Annotated in this window: 20 protein-coding genes and 1 other RNA gene; 5 read left to right on the top strand and 16 right to left on the bottom strand. The window is 63.8% G+C overall.

The genetic code is table 11. The annotated features are described in order from the left end of the window. Window position 1: 1 nt before the first annotated feature. Window positions 2-1,816: a PHA/PHB synthase family protein gene (locus PVW48_RS07170; RefSeq protein ID WP_012178900.1), complete on the bottom strand. Its 1,815-nt coding sequence runs from the start codon at window positions 1,814-1,816 to the stop codon at window positions 2-4. Window positions 1,817-1,919: 103 nt separating this feature from the next. Between PVW48_RS07170 and phaZ the strand changes: the two genes are divergently transcribed. Continuing rightward, window positions 1,920-3,197, top strand: a complete 1,278-nt coding sequence (gene phaZ, locus PVW48_RS07165; protein ID WP_274580851.1) for a polyhydroxyalkanoate depolymerase — start codon at window positions 1,920-1,922, stop codon at window positions 3,195-3,197. 91 nt (window positions 3,198-3,288) lie between these two features. On the opposite strand, the gene PVW48_RS07160 is transcribed toward phaZ, so the two are convergent. The 10 genes from PVW48_RS07160 to PVW48_RS07115 form a co-directional block, all read right to left on the bottom strand. Continuing rightward, a complete protein-coding gene (locus PVW48_RS07160; RefSeq protein ID WP_274580850.1) occupies window positions 3,289-4,425 on the bottom strand; it encodes a cobalamin-independent methionine synthase II family protein in 1,137 nt (378 codons plus the stop codon). 54 nt (window positions 4,426-4,479) lie between these two features. Then, window positions 4,480-5,451, bottom strand: a complete 972-nt coding sequence (locus tag PVW48_RS07155) for a hypothetical protein (protein WP_274580849.1) — start codon at window positions 5,449-5,451, stop codon at window positions 4,480-4,482. 82 nt (window positions 5,452-5,533) lie between these two features. After that, window positions 5,534-6,517, bottom strand: coding sequence for a nuclear transport factor 2 family protein (locus PVW48_RS07150; RefSeq protein ID WP_274580848.1), 984 nt, complete (start codon window positions 6,515-6,517; stop codon window positions 5,534-5,536). Next, window positions 6,504-7,538 carry a LacI family DNA-binding transcriptional regulator gene (locus PVW48_RS07145; RefSeq protein ID WP_012178905.1) on the bottom strand — a complete coding sequence of 345 codons (1,035 nt, stop codon included), beginning with the start codon at window positions 7,536-7,538 and terminating at the stop codon, window positions 6,504-6,506. The genes PVW48_RS07150 and PVW48_RS07145 overlap by 14 nt, the downstream gene beginning before the upstream one ends. Before the next feature lie 2 nt (window positions 7,539-7,540). Continuing rightward, on the bottom strand, window positions 7,541-8,293 hold the full coding sequence (locus PVW48_RS07140) for an SDR family NAD(P)-dependent oxidoreductase (protein WP_012178906.1): 753 nt from the start codon (window positions 8,291-8,293) through the stop codon (window positions 7,541-7,543). Between the two features lie 69 nt (window positions 8,294-8,362). Further along, the gene (locus tag PVW48_RS07135) at window positions 8,363-8,998 is read right to left on the bottom strand and encodes a hypothetical protein (protein ID WP_012178907.1); all 636 of its coding nucleotides are present in this window, start codon (window positions 8,996-8,998) and stop codon (window positions 8,363-8,365) included. A 13-nt stretch (window positions 8,999-9,011) separates the two neighbouring features. Beyond that, on the bottom strand, window positions 9,012-10,046 hold the full coding sequence (locus PVW48_RS07130) for an ester cyclase (RefSeq protein WP_274580847.1): 1,035 nt from the start codon (window positions 10,044-10,046) through the stop codon (window positions 9,012-9,014). Further along, a complete protein-coding gene (gene hisD / locus PVW48_RS07125) occupies window positions 10,009-11,334 on the bottom strand; it encodes a histidinol dehydrogenase (protein ID WP_274580846.1) in 1,326 nt (441 codons plus the stop codon). Before hisD ends, PVW48_RS07130 begins: the two co-directional genes overlap by 38 nt. A gap of 89 nt (window positions 11,335-11,423) precedes the next feature. After that, window positions 11,424-12,179 carry an alpha/beta fold hydrolase gene (locus PVW48_RS07120; protein ID WP_274580845.1) on the bottom strand — a complete coding sequence of 252 codons (756 nt, stop codon included), beginning with the start codon at window positions 12,177-12,179 and terminating at the stop codon, window positions 11,424-11,426. Between the two features lie 55 nt (window positions 12,180-12,234). Next, window positions 12,235-12,675 carry an MmcB family DNA repair protein gene (locus tag PVW48_RS07115; RefSeq protein ID WP_274580844.1) on the bottom strand — a complete coding sequence of 147 codons (441 nt, stop codon included), beginning with the start codon at window positions 12,673-12,675 and terminating at the stop codon, window positions 12,235-12,237. Between the two features lie 87 nt (window positions 12,676-12,762). Between PVW48_RS07115 and ssrS the strand changes: the two genes are divergently transcribed. Then, window positions 12,763-12,918: non-coding RNA, 6S RNA (gene ssrS / locus PVW48_RS07110), on the top strand. 18 nt (window positions 12,919-12,936) lie between these two features. On the opposite strand, the gene PVW48_RS07105 is transcribed toward ssrS, so the two are convergent. Beyond that, on the bottom strand, window positions 12,937-13,284 hold the full coding sequence (locus PVW48_RS07105) for a hypothetical protein (RefSeq protein WP_274580843.1): 348 nt from the start codon (window positions 13,282-13,284) through the stop codon (window positions 12,937-12,939). A gap of 175 nt (window positions 13,285-13,459) precedes the next feature. On the opposite strand from PVW48_RS07105, the gene PVW48_RS07100 reads away from it, so the two are divergent. Then, the gene (locus PVW48_RS07100) at window positions 13,460-13,984 is read left to right on the top strand and encodes an aggregation factor core (RefSeq protein WP_274580842.1); all 525 of its coding nucleotides are present in this window, start codon (window positions 13,460-13,462) and stop codon (window positions 13,982-13,984) included. Window positions 13,985-13,992: 8 nt separating this feature from the next. Here PVW48_RS07100 and nusB read toward each other — a convergent pair whose 3' ends face one another. From nusB to PVW48_RS07080, 4 genes are all read right to left on the bottom strand, one after another. Beyond that, window positions 13,993-14,472 carry a transcription antitermination factor NusB gene (nusB, locus tag PVW48_RS07095; RefSeq protein WP_274580841.1) on the bottom strand — a complete coding sequence of 160 codons (480 nt, stop codon included), beginning with the start codon at window positions 14,470-14,472 and terminating at the stop codon, window positions 13,993-13,995. Next, window positions 14,469-15,020, bottom strand: coding sequence for a 6,7-dimethyl-8-ribityllumazine synthase (locus tag PVW48_RS07090; RefSeq protein ID WP_274580840.1), 552 nt, complete (start codon window positions 15,018-15,020; stop codon window positions 14,469-14,471). The genes nusB and PVW48_RS07090 overlap by 4 nt, the downstream gene beginning before the upstream one ends. A 2-nt stretch (window positions 15,021-15,022) precedes the next feature. Continuing rightward, window positions 15,023-16,138: a 3,4-dihydroxy-2-butanone-4-phosphate synthase gene (ribB, locus tag PVW48_RS07085; protein ID WP_012178918.1), complete on the bottom strand. Its 1,116-nt coding sequence runs from the start codon at window positions 16,136-16,138 to the stop codon at window positions 15,023-15,025. Window positions 16,139-16,276: 138 nt separating this feature from the next. After that, window positions 16,277-16,879 carry a riboflavin synthase gene (locus tag PVW48_RS07080; RefSeq protein ID WP_274580839.1) on the bottom strand — a complete coding sequence of 201 codons (603 nt, stop codon included), beginning with the start codon at window positions 16,877-16,879 and terminating at the stop codon, window positions 16,277-16,279. 186 nt (window positions 16,880-17,065) lie between these two features. Here PVW48_RS07080 and PVW48_RS07075 point away from each other — a divergent pair, with 186 nt between their 5' ends. Both PVW48_RS07075 and PVW48_RS07070 read left to right on the top strand, forming a co-directional pair. Next, window positions 17,066-18,352, top strand: coding sequence for a capsule biosynthesis protein (locus PVW48_RS07075; RefSeq protein WP_012178920.1), 1,287 nt, complete (start codon window positions 17,066-17,068; stop codon window positions 18,350-18,352). A gap of 112 nt (window positions 18,353-18,464) precedes the next feature. Further along, on the top strand, window positions 18,465-19,622 hold the full coding sequence (locus PVW48_RS07070) for a polysaccharide biosynthesis/export family protein (protein WP_012178921.1): 1,158 nt from the start codon (window positions 18,465-18,467) through the stop codon (window positions 19,620-19,622). The last annotated feature ends 85 nt before the right edge of the window (window positions 19,623-19,707 follow it).

Below are 19,707 nucleotides of genomic sequence, written 5' to 3'. Positions count from 1 at the left end.
ATCAACCATCTACGCGCGCAACGACGTATTCACCTGGCGCCGCAGCGAGGGCTGGGTGAGTCGCATCGCCCGGTTGCCGGGCCGGGACCTGCGCCCCGGAGCGGCGCTTGAGCCATTCCGACCAGCGCGGCCACCAGGAGCCCTCGTGATACTCGGCCGAGGCCAGCCAGGTCTCGGGATCTTCCATCGGGCCGTCATTGGTATAGTGGCCGTATTTCATCTTGCTCGGCGGATTGACGATGCCGGCGATATGCCCGGATTCGGACACGATGAAAGTCTTGTCGCGACTGCCGAACTGCTTGAAGCCGTTGAAGCTGCCTTTCCAATGGGCGATGTGGTCGGTCTCGCAAGCGATGGCCATGGCCGGTGTCTTCATGTCCTTGAGCGACAGCACCTCGCCGCACAGCTCGAACTCGCCCTTGGCCAGCTTGTTGCCCTGGCACAGGTCACGCAGGTACTGCACCACCATCTTGCCGGGCAGGTTCGTGCTGTCCCCGTTCCAATGCAGAAGGTCGAAGGCGGGCGGCGCCTCGCCCATCATGTAGCTGCGGATCGCGGGGCCGTAGACCAGGTCGTTCGCCCGCAGGTAAGAGAAGGTCCGCGACATGAAGAACGAATGCAGGTAGCCCTTGCTCGCGACCTCGCGTTCGATCCCGTCGACAAAATCGTCATCGAGGAACACGGCCATCTCGCCTGCATCCTCGAAATCGGTCATGGTGGTGAAGAAGGTCGCCGAGCGTACCGACTTGTCGCCGCGCTTGTTCATCAGCGCCAGAACCGAGGTCAGAGTCGTGCCCGCGATGCAGTAACCCACGGCATTGACCTGTTTCTCGCCGGTGATCTTCTTCACTTCCTCGATGGCGGTCATGTAGCCTTCCTCGACATAGGTATCGAGGCTGACATCGGCATAGGTTTCGTCCGGGTTGACCCAGCTGACCACGAAAAGCGTATAGCCCTGCTCGACGATCCAGTTGATCAGGGAGTTCTTGGGCTTCAGGTCGAGGATGTAGAACTTGTTGATCCAGGGCGGGAACAGGATCAGCGGCGTCTTGCAGACGGTCTCGGTCTTGGGCGCATACTGGATCAATTCCATCATCCGGTTGCGATAGACGACCGAGCCTTCCGTCGTGGCGAGGTTTTCGCCCACGGTGAAGGCGGACGGATCCGACAGGGTGACGAGGTGCTCGCCCTGATGGGATTCGATGTCGCGCACCAGATTCTCCAGCCCGCGCACCAGGGACTCCCCGTTGGTTTCCACCGCCTTCTCGAGCGCATCGGGATTGGTGGACAGGAAATTCGCAGGCGAGAACAGATCGACGATCTGCTTGGAAAAGAACTCCACCCGCTTCTTGTCGTTGGGCTCCAGGTTGTCGAGATCGGCCACCGCCTTCTCGATCGATTCCGCGGAAATCAGGTATTGTTGCTTGACGAAGTTGAAATACGGGTGGGTATCCCAAAGCGGGTTCTTGAAGCGGCGATCGCCCGCATGTTCGTCACGGGGCGCCTTCAGCTGCCCCTTGGCCAGCATTTGTTGCGCTTCGACCACATGCTTGAGCGTCTTGCCCCAGTACTGGACCTGGTGCTCCATCAGCTTGGCCGGATTGTTGAGCACCTCGGCCACATAAGCGCTCGCGGCCTTCATGTAGACGTCGGTTCCAGGCCCCTGAAGGCCCTGGTCATGCGCCTCCCGCTGAGAGATGGCCCGGACCAATCGTTGCGACAGCTCTTCCATTTTCGCAACATTCGCATTCAGTTTTTCGAGATTTTCACCCATTTCTAATCCTGCGACTTCCCGCCCGCCCGACTCAGTTGTCATACCACCGCTTTCCCCGTATGTTCCGCAACCTGACAGTATCGTCGCCTGCACGGGGGGGCAAAGCGACGAATTGATCCGGGCGACCGGAAGTTAAGGAGACGTCGTGAAGTACCTCGTGACCTACGATCTTATGGAAAGCGCGCGAAACACCAATGAATGGCTGGGGGCGACCGCGAAGGCCATGGCATCGTACCCGGTGACCGGCATGGTTCCGAACCCCTTTTTCAAGGTACTGGCAGGCTGGGGTGAGGTCACGGAACGCACCTTTGCGCGCATGGTCACGAAACCCGACTGGGGCATCCGCTCCGTCGTGGCCGAGGATGGGCGCGATCACCTGGTCGAGACGGAGATCGTGGTCGCCCGCCCCTTCGGTGACCTGATCCGGTTCAACGTGCTCGGTCGGCCGAAGAAACGCCGCAAGGTTCTGCTCGTGGCGCCGATGTCCGGGCATTACGCGACCCTGTTGCGCTCCACCGTGCTGAGCCTGCTGCCCGATTGCGAAGTCTACATCACCGATTGGCACAACGCGCGCGACATCCCCGTGTCTCAAGGCAAGTTCGACGTGGAGGATTATACCCTCTACCTCGTGGATTTCATGAAGGAGATGGGGCCGGAGACCCATGTCATCGCGGTCTGCCAGCCCGCGCCGCTGACATTGGCCGCGACGGCCTATCTCGCCGCCGAAGAGCCGGACGCACAGCCGCGGTCGCTGACGCTGATCGGCGGGCCGATCGATCCGGACGCCACCCCGACCGAGGTGACCGATTTCGGCAATCGCGTGACCATGGGCCAGTTGGAGCAGACCATGCTGCAACGGGTCGGGTTCAAATACGCGGGTGTGGGTCGGATGGTCTATCCCGGGCTGCTGCAACTGGCGTCCTTCATGTCGATGAATGCCGAGCGCCACTCCAAGGCCTTCACGGACCAAGTTGTGCGGGCCGCCAAGGGAGAAGCCGCCGATCACGACGCGCATAACCGGTTCTACGACGAATATCTCGCCGTAATGGACATGACTGCGGAATTCTACCTTTCGACCGTGGAGCGGATCTTCAAGAACCGCGAAATCGCGAAGAATGAATTCGTGGTCAATGGCGTGCATGTGGATATCGGCAAGATCACGACCGTCGCGGTGAAAACCGTCGAGGGGATGGACGACGACATCTCGGCCCCTGGCCAATGTGTCGCCGCGTTGGACCTCTGCACCGGCCTGCCGCAGTCGAAAAAGGCAAGCCACCTGGAGCCGGGTGCGGGCCATTACGGGATCTTCGCGGGACGGTCCTGGCGGAACAACATCCGTCCTTTGGTGCTGGAATTCATCGACGCCAACAGCGACGTCGCGCCCACAGCCGCGAACAAGAATGCCGGGAGAGCCGCGAGCTGACCCGTCCTGCGGCTCGCCGCCTTGGAGCCGAAATGAAAAACGCCGCCCCGCAGATCTCGCCGGGCGGCGTTTTCGTGTTCGGACCCAGGCGTCAGCCCAACCGTGCGGAGGCTCGGCGCGCCCCATCACTGAGGGCGGCGAGCTTGGCATAAGCGATGTCCGGATCCACCGCGCCGAACCCGGCGAAGGTCCCGAAGCCGCAATCCGATCCCGCGATCACCCGGTCCGCACCGACGATCCCGGCAAAGCGTTCGATCCGCTGGGCGACGAGTTCCGGGTGTTCGACGAAATTCGTGGTGCTGTCGATGACCCCGGGCACGAGGATCTTGTCCTCCGGGATCTCGGCCTTGCGGTCCCGGAATACCGTCCATTCGTGGGCATGGCGGGGGTTGGAGGTCTCGAACAGAAGCTGCTGCGCCGACACCCCCATGAGCGTGCCGAAGACCTTGTCCATGTCGATGTCGCAGACATGGGGTCCCTCGTAATTGCCCCAGCAGATATGCACCCGTACCCGGTCCGGATCGATCCCCGCAAGCGCGTGGTTCAGCGCCTCCACATGGGCGCCGGCGATCTTGATGAACTCATCATCGGTCAAGTCGTTGAAAAGCATGTGCCGCGACAGCGCGAGGTCCGGGCAGTCAAGCTGCAGGTAGAGCCCCGCCTCCACGATGGTGCGGTATTCCTCGGCCATGGCGTCGGCCAGCGCGGCAAGATACGCGTCCCGGGTGGGATAAAAATCGTTTTGCAGAAACAGGGAGATGACCCCGGGCGAGGCGGCATTCATGAAGCCCTCGGATGTGCCATGGGCCGCCATCGCGGCCTTGAGGTTGGCGATGTCGGTCTGCAGCTCCCCCTGCCCCTTGGAACGCACTTCGCCCACGCACATGGGCCGGGCATAGGTGGGCGTGCCGCCTTCGTCCTTGAGCCGTTCGAGAAAGGCCGGGAACATCTTGAGATCCGCGGGGGCGTTGCGCTTGCTGTCCCCGGCAAAGCCCGTGTAGCGGTCCTTGACATAGGTGGCATAGCTGATCTTCGAGGTCTCGCCATCGCTGACCACGTCGATCCCTGCCTTGACCTGCTTGGCGACGGTTTCCTCACATCCCCGCGTCATCGCCGCCGCGAAGGCATCGGTGTCATATTCTGCGCCCTGCTCGCGGGCGAAGATGAAATCGACGACCTCCTGACTGCGCGGCAAGCTCCCCACATGGGTTGTGCGAATGGCTGTCATCTGTCTCTCCCTCAAGGTGTAGTCCGGTATCGCTTCGGTGGTGGTCAGGTGCGGCTAGCGCAGCTCCTCCAGACCGGTGCCGGTCCAGTACCACAGGAATTCACACGATCCGCCGCCGCGGTCCTGGCACATGGCGAGTGACCCGCCCGTCGCAACCCCTTGTAGCCCGTTCGACAGCGGTTGCAGCCGCACCCCGAGCGCCAACAGGGTCTCGGGCGCTCCGCTCCGGGCGCTCAGGAACACATCCACCGAACACATGGCGGCGCCACAGAACGGGCGCGCCGGACCGGAGCGGCAGGTCACGCTTCCCCAGTCCAGCACCACATCCTCGATCCCGTCCCCGTCGATCTGGCCGCGCAGGAGCGCAGATGGTTCCAGATCGAACGCCCCATTGCAGCCTTCGGTCAGGGCCGTGCGGGCACGCGCCTCCGTTCCATTGGCCTGCCAAGGGGCTGCCGGCTCCGGCAAGCCGACAACCCAAGGCTGACCGATGGCCGCAAAGCCCGCCGCGCAACTCTGGAGCAGCCGGGCATGAACCGAACCGAAACCGACGGCCGAGAGCGTCCGCATCTGCGCGTCAGACGCCGTATAGATGCCGAATACCTCCGCCTGCGCGATCTCGGTGAAAGCGGGATCGGTGGCCGACAGCTCCGCCCCCCAGGAGCCGTCAAGCTCATCCCAGATCAACTCCGGCAACTGGAAGCCCGCCCTGCCGACCACCAGCATCACGTCGCTGCGGCTGCCCTCGGATCGCGGCAGACCCAAGGTTGCGCTGCCGAAACCGATCCGGAGCGCGTCGGCGCGGGTGACCCGCGGTGTGGTATTGCCCGTCTGCAACGGTGACAGGCCGCGCACCGATTTTTCCCCGCATTCAAGAGCGAAGCTTCCCGCAGGGCCGCTCATGCTGTGCAGGAAGAAGGACCCGTCATCATGGCTGCGCAAGTTCCAGGTCTCGGCGCAAACCGCGGTACCGGTCAAAGTGAGCACGGCAGCTGCGAGACTGGACGAAATTGAAGGGAACGTCACGGAAGGCTCCTTGGCGGGGAGACCCACAGACCAGGCCTCGCGCCACGGCAGGCCAGAACGAGCTGATATCGCCCCACGCCCGTCATCCGGTCGCGAGCAGGATCTGCTTCCAGATCGCCGTCTCGTCATAGATCACGTATTCCCGGCGCAAGCGCGGTGCGGTGGCACCAAGGCTGCCGAACTCCGCATGGCTGAGCCCCAGGATGTAGACCTCTGCCCCGGTGGGGGGACCGAACGCGCCCCATCCATCGTGACGCCCGTGGAGCGACCAGCGCAGGGCCGCGCGCGGCGGCATCTGGGGGTCCTCGCGCCCGATCTGGTGCTCGATCCGGAACTCGGCCGACGGAAAGGACGCCCGCAGCCCCATCCAGAACCGATCCGCCGCGCCGAAGGAATGCCCGGTGCGGCCCCCGGGATGCTCCAACTGGCAGGCCCGGTCATAACCCTCTGGAATGGCGGCCATATCCGCGCCCATGATCCGCGTGAGCAGATCGGCATAGCGCGCGCCCCATTCATTGTCATTGCCGCGACCCGTGTAGGGCCCCACCCGGTCGGTCGCGGGTGTCAGGGGTTTGACACAGACCTCGGGACCACCTTCGCGCGCGATCTGATCGGCGGCGAAGGCTTTCGGCTCCCACCCCATCTGGCGCACGATAGCACCCTGATCCCGGATCAGCCATTCGTCATCGATCTGGTTGTTGCGCGCGTGGCAGTCCGCGATGATCCGGTAGACCAGCGGCTTTCCCGTGGCCGCCCCGTAAACACCGTCGCCCAGATGGGTGGCGGTGCTCAACAGGCGATGGGAGCTGAGCATCCCCTCCTCGGGCGTTCCGGACCAGATCACATCCTCGCCCAGCAGGGTGCGGTCGGGAAACTCCGCCAGTGTCGCCATGGTGGCCGCGATCACGCCCTGGTTGCCGATAACGACCGAGGCCGGGGACCGCACGACGATATCCGGCGCGTAATAGTGATGGAGGGTCGCGATGCCGCGATCTTCCCAGATCTCCTTGGTGATGCCGATGATGTAGTCGGGAAAATCCCGGAATTTCGGGTCAAACCCTTGCATTTTCACTCCAATCCGCGGGCACCCGCGCGCTGTCGCGCACGATCAGCCGCCCTGCGATTTCCAGTTTTTCGGGCGCGCGGTCCGCATCGTCGATCAACCCCAGCAGCAGCTCGACTGTCGCGGCCACCATGCGGTTCGAAGGTTGCCGCCATGTGGTCAGCCGGTACGCGCCCCAATCCGCCAGCGGCACATCATCGTAGCCCACGATGGACACATCCTCGGGGATCCTGACGCCCAGCTCCCCGCGCACGGTGTCCATCACGGCAAACGCCATGTGGTCATTGCCGACGAAGATCGCGTCCGGTGGTGCCGCGCCTGCAAAGAGCGCGTGCGCAGCCGCTTGCGCCTCCGCCCGCCGGTAGTGCCCGTCGACGATACCGTGAGCGGCGAGGCCTGCATCCTCGAGCCCTGCGAGGAACCCGGCCTTTCGGTCGCGTCCGGTGCTCGACCCGGTCCAGCCGGTGATATGGGCGATGCGTTCGTGCCCGCCCGCTGCGAGAAAGCGGGCGATCTCGCGCGCGCCGGTGAAGTTGTCCGAGGTGACGGAAGACAGGCGCGCATCATCCTGGCCGCGGTTGAACATCACCACGGGGATGCCGGCGGAGTTGCAGCGTTTGGTCAACTCGTCCGACATGCCGACCGAAGCGGTGATGATACCGTCGACCTGGTAATCCAGCAGTTCGCCAATCACCCGGTCCACCTGCGCGCCCGTGCCGGAGGCCATGAAAACGAGGATGTGATAGCCACGATCCTGCAGCGCCATGGACAGGCGTTCCAGCGCGTCCGGGTAGAACTGGTTGTCGAGATAGGCGACCACCAGCCCGATGATCTTTGACTGGCCCGTGATGAGCGACCGCGCAAGCACGTTCGGGCGGTAGCCCAGCTCCTCGGCGGCGGCGCGGACCTTCTTGGCGGTTTTGGGCGAGACGGATGCACCGGGGGTGAAGACCCGGCTGACCGCGGACTGGCTGACCCCCGCAACCCGCGCGACGTCCAGCGATGTGACCCGGTCCCGCGCCATCCTCAGCCGCTGGTCCAGCCGCCATCGACCAGAAGGCCGGTTCCCGTCACCATCGCGCTGGCCGGGGAGCACAGGAACACGACCGCGCCCATGATGTCCTCGATCTCGGCGACGCGGGGCAGCTTGATCTTGCCCATGATCCAGGCGCGCTTTTCGGGGTCGGCAAAGGTCGCCTCGGTCAGCGGTGTGCGAATGAAGGTCGGACACAGACTGTTGACGCGGATGCCGCGGGGGCCGAATTCCTGCGCCATGGCCTTGGTCATGCCTTCGACGCCGTGCTTGGAGGCGCAGTAGACCGCGCGGTCCAGCCCGCCCACATGGCCCATCTGGCTGCTGATCTGCACGATGCTGCCGCCGTCGGGCATGGTCCGGGCCGCGTTGGTGGCGAGGAAATAGGCTGCACGGAGGTTGACAGACATCACCGCGTCGAAATCCTCGGGGCGAGTATCGAGTGCCGGAGAATGGCGCGCCAGCCCTGCCGAATTCACAAGGCAATCGAAGGGCGCCTGTGCGCCGAAGAATTCGGCCTGCGCGTCCAGGTCCGCGATGTCCAGTACGGCGGTTTCCACCGACCAGCCCTCGGCGCGCATCTCCGTGGCAGCGGCGTCCAACTCGGCCTGTCCACGCGCGGCCATCACCACATGGGCCCCGGCCTCGGCCAGAGCGACAGCGCACCCCAGTCCGATGCCCCGCGATGCCCCCGTGACGAGGGCGCGCTGGCCGTCCAGCCGAAACGAAGGGGTGCGGGGCAACATGGGACCACCTGAGCTTGCATTCCTATGCAGTCCCAAGTGCTACCCTGCGCCCGCCAGCCTGTCGAGGGGTCAACGCGGATATTCGATGCCCCGAAAAGCGGGGAAGTCCGCGTAGTGCGCAGCCCGATCACGCGGCGAAGGGTGGTCCGGCGACGCCAGAAGCCCCTTTGGACGGATGTACGACAGGATGCGTTTGCGCGGGGCCTCCCGCCAGGTCAGGTTGAAAGCGGCGGTGTTGGGGAAAAAATAGACCTCGTGAAAGTCGAGGTGATCCCAGAGCCACCAGGCCAGGTCGCGCCAATCCCGCCCCTCGGCATAGCGCCGCGCGAACCACGGGATCGAGACGGACGCACAGGCGCCCATCCGCCCCGTCACGTCGCGCCGGTCCCAGATATGACCAGCGTAATTCTTGGGGTTGGCGGCGCATTTCTGCGGCTTGACCTGCGTCGCCCCGAAATGGTTCAGGTTCGGCGCGCGATAAGCGGAGCGGATGTCGATCGGCCCGAAGGTTTCGACCAGTGGATCGAGCAGGTTTTCCGCCAGCGCCTGCCCGGCCTTGACCGCAAGGTCGGGATCATCAGGAATACTGGATATTTGATGGAAATTGCCAATTTCCGAGCCAAGAAAGTCTCGAAAGGCAAAATATCTGCTAAGTCTGATCCGGCCCAAATCCTCGAGGGCGGTGTAGCTGCGAGGTTTGCGCATCCGATTACTCCGCTCAATCGCGCAGTTCGGCCATGCGCGCGAGCACATCCACACCGATCTGCGCATAAAGATCCAGAAGATCCACGAGCACCCAGTTTTCGCGGATCAGCCCTTCCTCCAGCCGCCAGAAATCCAGCGAGCGCAAGGTGACCTCCTGCCCGGCAGGCGCAATGCCGAGCCAGCCGTCCCCGGTCAGGGTCTGGGCCATGTTCGGCCAGCCGGTCACGCCCACATAGGCGCCCTCGGCAAAGAAATGGGAGGTTGTCTTTTCCGGCTGCTGGCCCCGGTCGGGCATTGCCTTGAGAAACGGGATCTGGTGGTGACGGCGAAACCCGTCGATCCCGCGCCCGGTGCCGATACCGGCCGGGCCGTACCACATCATCCTGGGGTGCCAGAAACGGTCCAACTCCATCACTTCCGGGCCGCCTTCTTGCGGGTGGCGGATCATCGCAGCGAGCATGGCGACGACATGGGCGCACGCCTGCGCTCCGTCGCCCGTGTGAGGCCCGAGCCCGTCGCCCGGAGCGGGGCTCGGTACGCACCATTCCCGCCCGAGGCTGGGCGAGAGCGGCCAGACCCCGGCTTGCATCATCATCTCCGGCAGGTCCCAGACCGCCTGCATCTCGACCACCTGCCCCTCCGCAATGCGGAAAAACTCGTGATAGCGCATGTGGACCACGCGCCGGGTCGGAGGGATACCCAGAAACGGAGCGATGAACGTCCCGAGATAGAGCCCCGCACAGCCGAGCCAGAGCGCGCTGTCATGGTCCTGTCCGGCGAGGACGATCTGGTCGCGCCGCTCGCCATCAGGCATGGCAGAGGCCAAAGGGCCGAGCGCGGTTTGCCAAAGCCCCTGCCAGCCGGTGACATCGCCGAATGGGTGACACAGGCGGATGCGTGCCTGCGGGGCGAACACGGTAGTCCCGGACCCGGCAGCCCCGCCCAGATCATGGTAAAGCGCCGCCCGAAGCGGCGCGAGCAGCGCCCGGGCTGCCCCCGGCGCGTCGGCCCTATTCGGCGGCGTCACGGTAGGGCGCGCCCTCGCCATAGGGCACGTTGATCCCGCCGTAGCGGCGCACCCTGACATTGCATTGTTCCGCATGACCGACGAAGCCTTCCAGCATGCACAACCGCGAGCCATACTCGCCCACGAGCGTCGCCGCCTCGTCGGTCATCACCTTCTGGTAGCTATGGGTCTTGAGGAACTTGCCGACCCAAAGCCCCCCGGTATACCGCCCGGCCTTCTTCGTCGGCAGGGTATGATTGGTGCCGATCACCTTGTCGCCATTGGCCACGTTGGTGCGCGGACCGAGGAAGAGCGCGCCATAGTTGGTCATGTTATCGAGGAACCAGTCATCCCGGTCCGTCATGACCTGCACATGTTCCGACGCAACGTCGTCCGCGACGCGCAGCATCTCGTCATAGTCGGTACAAAGGATCACCTCGCCGTAGTCTTCCCAGCTGACACGCGCAGTCTCGGCGGTGGGCAGGATGGCCAGAAGGCGGTCAATCTCGGAGAGCGTATCCTCGGCCAGTTTACGCGAGCAGGTGATCAGAACGGCAGGAGAGTTGTAGCCATGCTCCGCCTGGCCAAGCAGGTCGGTCGCCACCATTTCCCCATCCACGGTGTCGTCGGCGATCACGCATGTCTCGGTCGGCCCGGCAAACAGATCAATTCCCACGCGCCCGAAAAGCTGCCGCTTGGCTTCGGCGACAAAGGCATTGCCCGGCCCCACGAGCATGTCCACGGGCGCAATGCTCTCGGTTCCGAGGGCCATGGCGCCGACGGCCTGCACCCCGCCGAGCACGAGGATCTCGTCCGCCCCGCCCTCATGCATGGCCGCCACGATGGCCGGGTGCGGCGCGCCGTTCACGGGAGGTGCGGAGGCGACCACGCGCTTCACCCCAGCCACCTTGGCGGTGATCACCGACATATGGGCGCTGGCCACCATGGGGAACTTGCCCCCGGGCACATAACACCCCACGGAATTCACGGGGATGTTCTTGTGGCCCAGGATCACACCGGGAATGGTTTCAACCTCCACATCGGTCATGCTGGCGCGCTGGACTTGCGCGAAGTTGCGGATTTGATCCTGGGCGAACCGGATATCGTCCATCTCGCGGATGGTGACCTTCTGCATCGCGGCTTCGATTTCGGAGGGCGACAGCCGGAAGGCCTGTGGCGTATAACCGTCGAACTTCTCACTCAGATCCCGCACGGCGGCATCCCCCCGGGCCGAGATGTCTTGCAGGATGCCCGTCACGGTCGCCTGCGTGCGCGCGTCGTCCTCGGCGCGCTCGGTTTCGGATTTTCCTCGCTTCAGATACTCGGCCATATCCCCTCCAGAACTGCGGTGTTGACCTCAGGATAAGGTTTTGGCGCGGTGCCTCAAGCCAAAATGCATACGATTGCAAAATTGCTATGCTAAGGGATGCGGACCAGCACCTCTTCAACGGTGTCTGTGATCAGCGCGAGACAGGTCTCGTCGGAGAAGCGGTGATCGGCCCCGTCCACAAGGGTCAGCCGCATGTCCGGACCCTCGGCGTGCTCCAACAACCGCAAGGCGAGGGCCGTGGGCACGGTCGTATCGCCGGTTCCATGGAGGAACCGGACCGGCATGGACAAGGGCAGTGGGTCGCGCAACACGAGGTTGCGGCGGCCATCCTCAATGAACTTGCGAGTGATGATGTAGGGGCTGTCGTCATAGTCCGAGGGGCGTTCGATCCGGCCCAGTCGCGCCATTTCGGCCTTCTCGGTCTCGGTCATGCCGCCCCACCAGTCGTCTTCGGTGAAATCAGGGGCCGCGGCGATGGTCACAAGCCCTGCGACCCGAGCCCCAAGCCGGCGCGCCATGAGCAGCGACACCCATCCGCCCATGGAGGACCCCACCAGAACCAGCCGGTCGTCGGGCATGGCCGCAAGCATGTCCGCTGCGTCCTCCGCCCATTCCCCGACGGAGCCGTCCTCGAACGCGCCGCTGCTTTGGCCATGGCCGGAGTAGTCGAAGCGCAGGAAATTGCGTCCCCTGCCCTGCGCCCAGGCTTCGAGATGGAGTGCTTTCGTCCCCTCCATGTCCGATTTCAGCCCGCCGAGAAACACCACCAAGGGCCCGGTGCCTTCGGTTCGGTGATACGCGAGGCGGCGGCCCCGTGCAGTGTCGAGATAGCTTGGTTCAGGCATGATCCGCTCCCGTTTTTCCCCGTGGTAGACCGCGGGGGCCGAGGCGGCAAGCGGGTCAAGCCAGCGTCATCTCCGGGTCGCGCGTGGCCTGAAGCCTCAAGGCAGCGGCCCGGGCGAAGCGCTGTGTCAGGGCCCGACGACGCGCAGCGGGCAGCTTGTGGAGATCCGGCATCCGATGGATTTCGGCATCATAGGCATCGGCCAGGATCAGGCCAGTATTCTCGGGCAGCAGGTCGCAGGGAAAGGCACTGTCCACCGCCCAGAAATACCGGTCGCACCAGTCGAGATAGCCCTGCCATTTACTGTCGGAGGTGAAATCGGCCCGGCTGGATTTGCACTCGACCACCCAGAGCTCGCCCTTGGGGCCCAATGCCATCACATCGACGCGCAAGCCCCGGTCCGGGGTGAATTCCTCGACACAGGCGAAATCCAGACTGCGCAGATGGCGGCACACGCCCCGCGCCAGCCGTTGCCCCGGTTGCAGCAGATCAGTCATGGCTCGAATATGAACAAGAGGTGAACACCTGTCCAGACGCTTTGTCCCTTGTTCGGACAGGGCGCGGGGCCTATATGCGCAAGCAGGCGGGTACTGCTGTATTCGACATGGGCTAAATTCCAGTGGCCTTAAGCAATTCCGAGGGAGCTGGCTCTGTTTGGACCCTGGTCCACTTACCTGGCGCCCACCTGTATATACAGGTCCTCGGGAATGAAACGCCTCCCCGGTACGCGTGGTCCCGCCGCTTACCCTTTTATTCGATCAGAACGCGATGCGCTCCTTCGGGCGGGTGCCATGCCCGTCCGGGCGGCGGACCACGGGGATCGTACTGGCCTGGAGCCGAGGGTGCGGTCGGGCAGGCGTGCCGCCGTCCCGTTTGTCGTCATGCGGTTCCGCCATGCGCATCACAGCGATGGCGAACTGGACACCGCAGAACACGACCGCGTTGGAAATGACGAGCATTGCCGTCACCAACACACCGTCCTGGGAGGTCGACACCAGGGTCCACAGGTTTGCGATGTCGAAAGCATAGAGCATTCCGACGAACAGGATGGAAATTCCGAAGCCAATGAAACACTGGCGGATGTAGAGTTTGATCAATTCGGGCATTGGGGCCTCCATATAACACCTCAGATAGTACTTGGCGCTCAAACCGCCAGCCCCAATCCTGTCGCGTATCTCTCCAGCAACGGTGCAGGGACGCCATGTTGAAATAACCGGCAGGCGGAAAATGGACCCCGATTCTCCGCGCGCTAGATCAAAAGACAACTTGAGGAGAACCGATATGGCCTTTCAACTGTCCCGCGCTGCCCTTCTGACATCCTGCACGCTTGTTCTAAACGCGGGCACCGCCGCGGCGGATATGGCCATTGCCTTCGAAGAAAGCGCACCAAAGGACAGGTTCATGATCGTTTACACCGGGTCGTGCCCGCTTGGCCCGACGGAGGTTGTCGTCGATCTCGATGGCTCGGATGGCGCCCTGGTGTTCGACGTCGCCGAGGGGGGCCCGGGGGTCGATGTGTTCCAACCCGTCGATGTTATCCTCGGGGCTGAAGACATTGCGGCGATCAGCGAGGTGAAGGATGGCGACCGCAGCGTCACGATTCGCTTCGACCGTATGATGCCGATGCAACACGCCGCATTCACCATCGACGTGGATGACACAACGGGCGCAAGGCCCACCGTGATCGCCGGCGCGGAAATCAACGGCGCCAAGGCAAGGGTCTTGCAGGCCGGGGGCGGCGTTCTGGAAGGCACGTTCGGAACCGATGCCCGTGCCCGGGTCGCGATTCCCGGCTGCCTGAGCTGAGGCCCGGCTCAGCTGAACGCGTCGGGCTTGGCCTCGCGCGCCATGTGATCGAGCACGGCATTGACGAATTTCGGCTCCTTGCCGTCCGGAAAGAACGCGCGCGCCAGATCGACGTATTCGTTGATCACCACCTTTGGGGGCGTGTCGGCCCCCACCAGCTCCGCCCCCGCAGCCCGGAACAGGGCGCGCAGCGTCGGGTCGATCCGGTCGATGGGCCAAGCGGTCGCAAGGGCCCGGTCGGTCAGCTGGTCGATCTTCGCCTGCCAATTGACCGCCTCGCCGACGGTGGTGCGAAAGAGGGTGACGTGACCCTCGGCCATCTCGCCTTCCTCGTAGATCGCGCCGAACCGGTGATCCTCGAATTCCCGGATCACGCTGTCGGCGGACTGTCCGGCCGCCTCCATCTGAAAAAGCGCCTGCACCGCATAGAGCCGCGCGGCGGATTTCGCCTGGCGTTTGGCGGCCAGCTTGTCGGATTGCTTGCTCATGCGCGGCTCGGGCTTTCGCCCCCATCCGCCAGCTGAATGGTCTCGCCGCGCGGCTTGAACCCGACGCCTTTCGTCTGGGTCGCGTAGCGGCGCGACAGCGCGATCAGGTGCAGCGCGGCCGCTGCCGCCCCACCGCCCTTGTTCTGGCCTTCGGGATCGGCGCGCACCAGCGCCTGGTCTTTGTTTTCCACCGTGAGGATCCCGTTGCCCAGACACGCGCCCTGCAATCCCAGCAGCATAAGCCCGTGGGAGCTGTCGTTGCAGACGGTCTCGTAATGGCTCGTCTCGCCCCGGATCACGCACCCCAGCGCCACGTACCCGTCGAAGTTCGACTGCACATGGGCAATCCGAATGGCGGGCGGGATTTCCAGTGCGCCGGGCACATGCACCACCTCGAAGCTGGCGCCAGCCTCTTCGAGCACGGCTTTCGCGCCGGTCAGCAACCCGTCGGCGATATCCTTGTAATAGGGGGACTGGACGATCAGCACTTTCACCGGCTTTTCGAAGCGCGGCAGTGGCAATTCATGATGTGTCTCGGCTTGGGCCATGTCTATCTCTGCATCGGTATTTTTCGGGTGCCGGTGATGGTGAGGCCGTAAGCCTCCAGCCCAATCACCTTGGGCGACGGTGAATTGGTCAGAAGGATCAGTTCCGACAGTCCCAGCGACGACAAGATCTGCGCGCCGAGGCCATACTGGCGCAGGGTCTGGGGCGACACCTCTTCGCCACCGGCCGCGATTTTCATCGTGGTATCACGCAGCAAGACGACCACGCCGCGCCCCTCGTCCGCCACGATCCGCATGGCATCCCCGAACTCCCCGGCCCGCCCGGGCCCGCCAGTGCCCACAACATCGAGCATCGGATCGAGGGCATGCATCCGCACCAGCACCGGCTCCGGCGTGGAGATGTCACCCTTGATCAGCGCGATATGCTCGGCCCCCTGGGTCTTGTCAGTGTAGATCTTCAGTGCCCAGTCGCCTCCGAATTCCGAGGAGACCTTGGTTTCCTTGGTAACCTTCACCAGGTTGTCATTGCGGCGCCGGTAGGCAATCAGGTCCGAGATCGTACCGATCTTGAGGTTGTGCCGCTGCGCGAAAGCGATCAGGTCCGGCAACCGCGCCATAGATCCGTCGTCGTTCATGATTTCGCAGATCACGCCCGACGGGTTGAGCCCGGCAAGGCGACTGACATCCACGGCCGCCTCCGTATGTCCGGCGCGCACCAGCACCCCGCCATCCCGCGCCCGAAGCGGGAAGACATGGCCGGGCGAGGCGATATCGGCGGCGCCCTTTGCCGCGTCGATGGCCACCGCAACGGTACGCGCCCGGTCGGCAGCCGAAATCCCCGTGGACACTCCCTCGCGCGCCTCGATGGACACGGTAAACGCGGTCTCGTGGCGAGAGGAGTTGTAGGACGCCATCAACGGCAAGCCCAACTGATCGATCCGCTCGCTGGTCAGGGTCAGACAGATCAGGCCGCGGCCATGGGTGGCCATGAAGTTGATCGCATCCGGCGTCGCCATCTGCGCCGGGATCACCAGATCCCCTTCGTTCTCGCGGTCCTCATGATCGACGAGGATGAACATCCGGCCGTTGCGGGCATCCTCGATGATCTCTTCCACGGAAGAGATGGCATCTGAGTAGTCGGTCTTGAGTCTTTCGGCCATGGTCTGTCCTCTGAATCTGCGGGCGGGATAGCGCAGCCGGGCGCACAAGGCCAGAGGCAGCGGTCCGATCTTGCGCAATGCCCTAGTGCACCACTGGCTGTGCGACGGACGCTGCGCGCGGTCAGACGCCCGGGTCGATCACGGCTGCCACTCCTGCAGCCGCGCGACATAGCGGGCCAGCGTGTCGATTTCGAGGTTGATGCGGTCGCCGACCTTCACGCCGCCCCATGTTGTCGCAGATTTGGTATGGGGAATGAAATTCACGCCGAATTCCGCGCCATCGACCTCGTTGACGGTCAACGATGTGCCGTCGAGCGCGACAGACCCCTTGGGCGCGATGAACCTCGCCAGGGCCTCGGGGGCACGGAAGGTGACGCGCGTGCTTTCGCCCTCCTGCGCCATGGCGGTGATCTCGGCCACGCCGTCCACATGGCCCGACACGATATGCCCGCCAAGCTCATCCCCGACCTTCAGCGCCCGTTCCAGGTTGACCCGTGCGCCGGGACGCCAGTCGCCGATATTGGTCTTGTCGACGCTTTCGGCGCTGATGGTCACGTCGAACCACGGGCTGGTATCGTCCTGCCCCTTGTCGACCACTGTCAGACATACGCCATTGCAGGCAATGGACGCGCCCAGCGCGATGGACTCCGGTGTGTAACTGCATCCGATGCGCGCGTGCAGGTCGCCTGCCTGTTCGAGGGCGCGCACGGTGCCGATATCGGTGATTATTCCTGTGAACATGTCAGAACCTCCGCCGTCCATGGGGTTGTGGGCACAGCTAGCGGGGCAACCGGGCCACAGCAACCCCTGCGCAACGGCGGAGAATGGACGTTGAGAAATTTACCACTTGGAAACCGTTGTGATCTCTTCATTAATCCAAGAATACCCGTTACCCGGATCGCAGTTGTCTCGAGGCACAGAAACACCATGACCGGATCGCCCGCGCGGCGCTTTCTTTTCCTGCAAGGTCCCCACGGACCCTTCTTCACTCAACTCGCCGCGATGCTGACCCGCGCAGGCGCGAGCTGTTGGCGTGTGGGATTCAATGCCGGAGATGCGCGGTTCTGGAAAGACAAGCCCCGCTACATCCCGTTTACCGGGCCGCGCGCCGACTGGCCGCAGACCTGCGCCCAACTGCTGCGCAGCAAGGCGATCACGGACATCGTGCTCTACGGCGACACCCGGTGGATTCACCGCACGGCCGTGGAAGCCGCCCGGCAGCATGGTTGCCGCATCCATGTGTTCGAGGAGGGCTATCTGCGTCCCTCCTGGGTCACCTATGAGCGGGGCGGCTCCAACGGGCACTCGCCTCTGATGGACACCACGATTCCCGAAATGACGCAGGCCCTGCGCGGCCATGCGCCCGAGTTGCCGGGTGCACCGGCGCGCTGGGGCGATATTCGCCAGCACATGTTCTATGGCGCGGTCTATCACTTTCATGTCCTGTTCCGGAATTCGGACTACACCGCGTTCAAGCCCCACCGCGCCCTGACCGTGCGGCAGGAATTCCTGCTCTACCTTAAGATGCTGCTGCGTCTGCCACTGACCATGGTGGAACGGGCGCTTGCAACGCGCCGGATCCGGCGAGGTGGGTTCCCCTATCACCTTTTCCTGCTGCAACTCGAACATGACAGCGCATTTCAGGCCCACAGCCCGTTCGCATCCATGACCGAGGTGCTCGCCGATGTCATCGGCGCCTTTGCGCGCGCAGCCCCCGCGCATCACCACCTCGTCTTCAAGGCGCATCCGCTCGAGGATGGTCGCGCGCCTCTGCCGGCGGTAATCAAGCGCCTGTCCCGCGAGACCGGCATCGCCGATCGCGTGCATTACGTGAAGGGTGGCAAACTTGCCCGCCTGCTCGACCAGGCGCGCGCAGTTCTGACGGTCAATTCCACGGCTGCACAGCAGGCCTTGTGGCGCGGCCTGCCGGTCAAGACCCTGGGCCAGGCAGTCTATGCCAAGCCGGAGCTTGTCTCGGCCCAACCCCTGGAGGCGTTTTTTGCGGACCCTATCCCGCCCGACATGCGCGCTTATCGCGACTTCCGGCACTACCTGCTGGAAAGCAGCCAAGTGGCCGGAGGGTTCTACTCGGCGACCGGGCGGCAACACCTTCTACGGCAGGTCACGGACATGGTGTTGTCCGACCAGGACCCCTATGGAGCCCTCAAGATCGGCGCACCACGGCGACGCTTCCCGATACGCGTTGTGAAATAACAACGCTTTTGTCTCACGGTGCACCTGATTCGGCTTGCTGTCTTCCCAAACGAGGTCCGCTTAACTAGCCTTTGTGAAAAAATTGCGCTTTGCGCCTTGAGGAGCAGAAAACGTGACATTCGGCAAAACAGCTGTGCTTTCGCGTCTTGCGCGCGTGGCCCTGATCCTGGTCACCACCGGCGCCTTGGCAGCATGTGGCCTGCCCCGCAGTGGTCCGGTAAAGAACGAACTCTTCGACGCTTCGGTGTCCGAGGCTGGCAACGCCTTCATCGTTCCAGTGACCGACGTGGTGGCGCAACAGACCTTCTCTCGCCCGGCAACGGGCTTTTCCAGCAGTTTTCTGAGCGCAGGCACAGTGAGCCCGGACGCGATCCGGCCCGGTGACATTCTCGGTCTGACGATCTGGGAAAACGTGGTTGAGGGGCTACTTGCTCGTGGCGGCGCGGCCGCATCTGTGATCGAACAGGTGCAAGTCGACAGCGCCGGTTTCATCTTCGTGCCCTATGCTGGCCGGATCATGGCCGCCGGAAACACGCCCGAAGCCTTGCGCGGCATCATCACACGGCAACTGGAAACCCAAACGCCCGACCCGCAAGTCAGCGTCCGTCGGATTGCCGGGGACGGCGCGACGGTCACGGTGGTTGGCAACGTCAATGGGCAGGGCGTCTATACAATCGAACGACCAACACGAACCCTGTCTTCGATGATTGCCCGGGCCGGGGGTGTGAACGCGGAATTCGCCGAATACGACATGATCCTGGTCCGGGTCATCCGCGGAGGCGAAATCGGCACGATCTGGCTGACCGATCTCTACCGCGATCCGTCGCTGGATATCGCCCTGCGCGGCGGCGACAAGATCATCATCGAACAGGACCCGCGCAGCTTCATCGCACTCGGTGCGACCCGTGGCCAGACCCGCGTGAACTTCGATGCCCAAGACCTGACGGCCCTGGAGGCACTCGCCCAGGTCGGCGGTCTGGACCCGAATCTCGCGGACCCAACCGGAGTGTTCATCCTGCGCGACGAGAGCGAAGACGTCGCCCGCACGGTTCTGGGGCGGCCGGACCTGCAAGGTCCGCAGCGCGTCGTCTACGTGCTCGACCTGACACAACCGAACGGGTTCTTCACTGCGGAGGACTTCATGATCAAGGACAGTGACACGGTCTACGTCACCGAAGCGCCAATCGCGCGTTGGAACAAGACTGTCAGCCTGCTGTTCGGGGCCGTGATCCAGCCAGCAGCGAATATCGAAACCCTGACAGCCAACTGATCGCCCTGACCGGCAAGGAAGCATCCGAAAAAGGCGCGCGCGGCATATCGCGGGCGCCTTTTTCCTTGCCGGACGAGATGTGCGT

Origin of the sequence: Dinoroseobacter sp. PD6 (assembly GCF_028807315.1) — a bacterium.
GTDB classification, from domain to species: Bacteria; Pseudomonadota; Alphaproteobacteria; order Rhodobacterales; family Rhodobacteraceae; genus Dinoroseobacter; species Dinoroseobacter shibae.
The sequence above is the reverse complement of the archived record's forward strand: the minus strand, read 5'-3'. Positions and strand labels throughout refer to the sequence as shown.

What these genes read in the sequence shown, in the direction of transcription:
- PVW48_RS07115 (WP_274580844.1), bottom strand. Translation starts at nt 12,675, where the DNA reads ATGACTGATCTGCTGCAACCGGGGCAACGGCTGGCGCGGGGCGTGTGC.
- PVW48_RS07150 (WP_274580848.1), bottom strand. Translation starts at nt 6,517, where the DNA reads ATGCAAGGGTTTGACCCGAAATTCCGGGATTTTCCCGACTACATCATC.
- PVW48_RS07105 (WP_274580843.1), bottom strand. Translation starts at nt 13,284, where the DNA reads ATGCCCGAATTGATCAAACTCTACATCCGCCAGTGTTTCATTGGCTTC.
- ribB (WP_012178918.1), bottom strand. Translation starts at nt 16,138, where the DNA reads ATGGCCGAAAGACTCAAGACCGACTACTCAGATGCCATCTCTTCCGTG.
- PVW48_RS07075 (WP_012178920.1), top strand. Translation starts at nt 17,066, where the DNA reads ATGACCGGATCGCCCGCGCGGCGCTTTCTTTTCCTGCAAGGTCCCCAC.
- PVW48_RS07080 (WP_274580839.1), bottom strand. Translation starts at nt 16,879, where the DNA reads ATGTTCACAGGAATAATCACCGATATCGGCACCGTGCGCGCCCTCGAA.
- PVW48_RS07140 (WP_012178906.1), bottom strand. Translation starts at nt 8,293, where the DNA reads ATGTTGCCCCGCACCCCTTCGTTTCGGCTGGACGGCCAGCGCGCCCTC.
- nusB (WP_274580841.1), bottom strand. Translation starts at nt 14,472, where the DNA reads ATGAGCAAGCAATCCGACAAGCTGGCCGCCAAACGCCAGGCGAAATCC.
- PVW48_RS07135 (WP_012178907.1), bottom strand. Translation starts at nt 8,998, where the DNA reads ATGCGCAAACCTCGCAGCTACACCGCCCTCGAGGATTTGGGCCGGATC.
- PVW48_RS07120 (WP_274580845.1), bottom strand. Translation starts at nt 12,179, where the DNA reads ATGCCTGAACCAAGCTATCTCGACACTGCACGGGGCCGCCGCCTCGCG.
- PVW48_RS07160 (WP_274580850.1), bottom strand. Translation starts at nt 4,425, where the DNA reads ATGACAGCCATTCGCACAACCCATGTGGGGAGCTTGCCGCGCAGTCAG.
- PVW48_RS07100 (WP_274580842.1), top strand. Translation starts at nt 13,460, where the DNA reads ATGGCCTTTCAACTGTCCCGCGCTGCCCTTCTGACATCCTGCACGCTT.
- PVW48_RS07130 (WP_274580847.1), bottom strand. Translation starts at nt 10,046, where the DNA reads ATGGCGAGGGCGCGCCCTACCGTGACGCCGCCGAATAGGGCCGACGCG.
- PVW48_RS07170 (WP_012178900.1), bottom strand. Translation starts at nt 1,816, where the DNA reads ATGACAACTGAGTCGGGCGGGCGGGAAGTCGCAGGATTAGAAATGGGT.
- hisD (WP_274580846.1), bottom strand. Translation starts at nt 11,334, where the DNA reads ATGGCCGAGTATCTGAAGCGAGGAAAATCCGAAACCGAGCGCGCCGAG.
- PVW48_RS07090 (WP_274580840.1), bottom strand. Translation starts at nt 15,020, where the DNA reads ATGGCCCAAGCCGAGACACATCATGAATTGCCACTGCCGCGCTTCGAA.
- PVW48_RS07145 (WP_012178905.1), bottom strand. Translation starts at nt 7,538, where the DNA reads ATGGCGCGGGACCGGGTCACATCGCTGGACGTCGCGCGGGTTGCGGGG.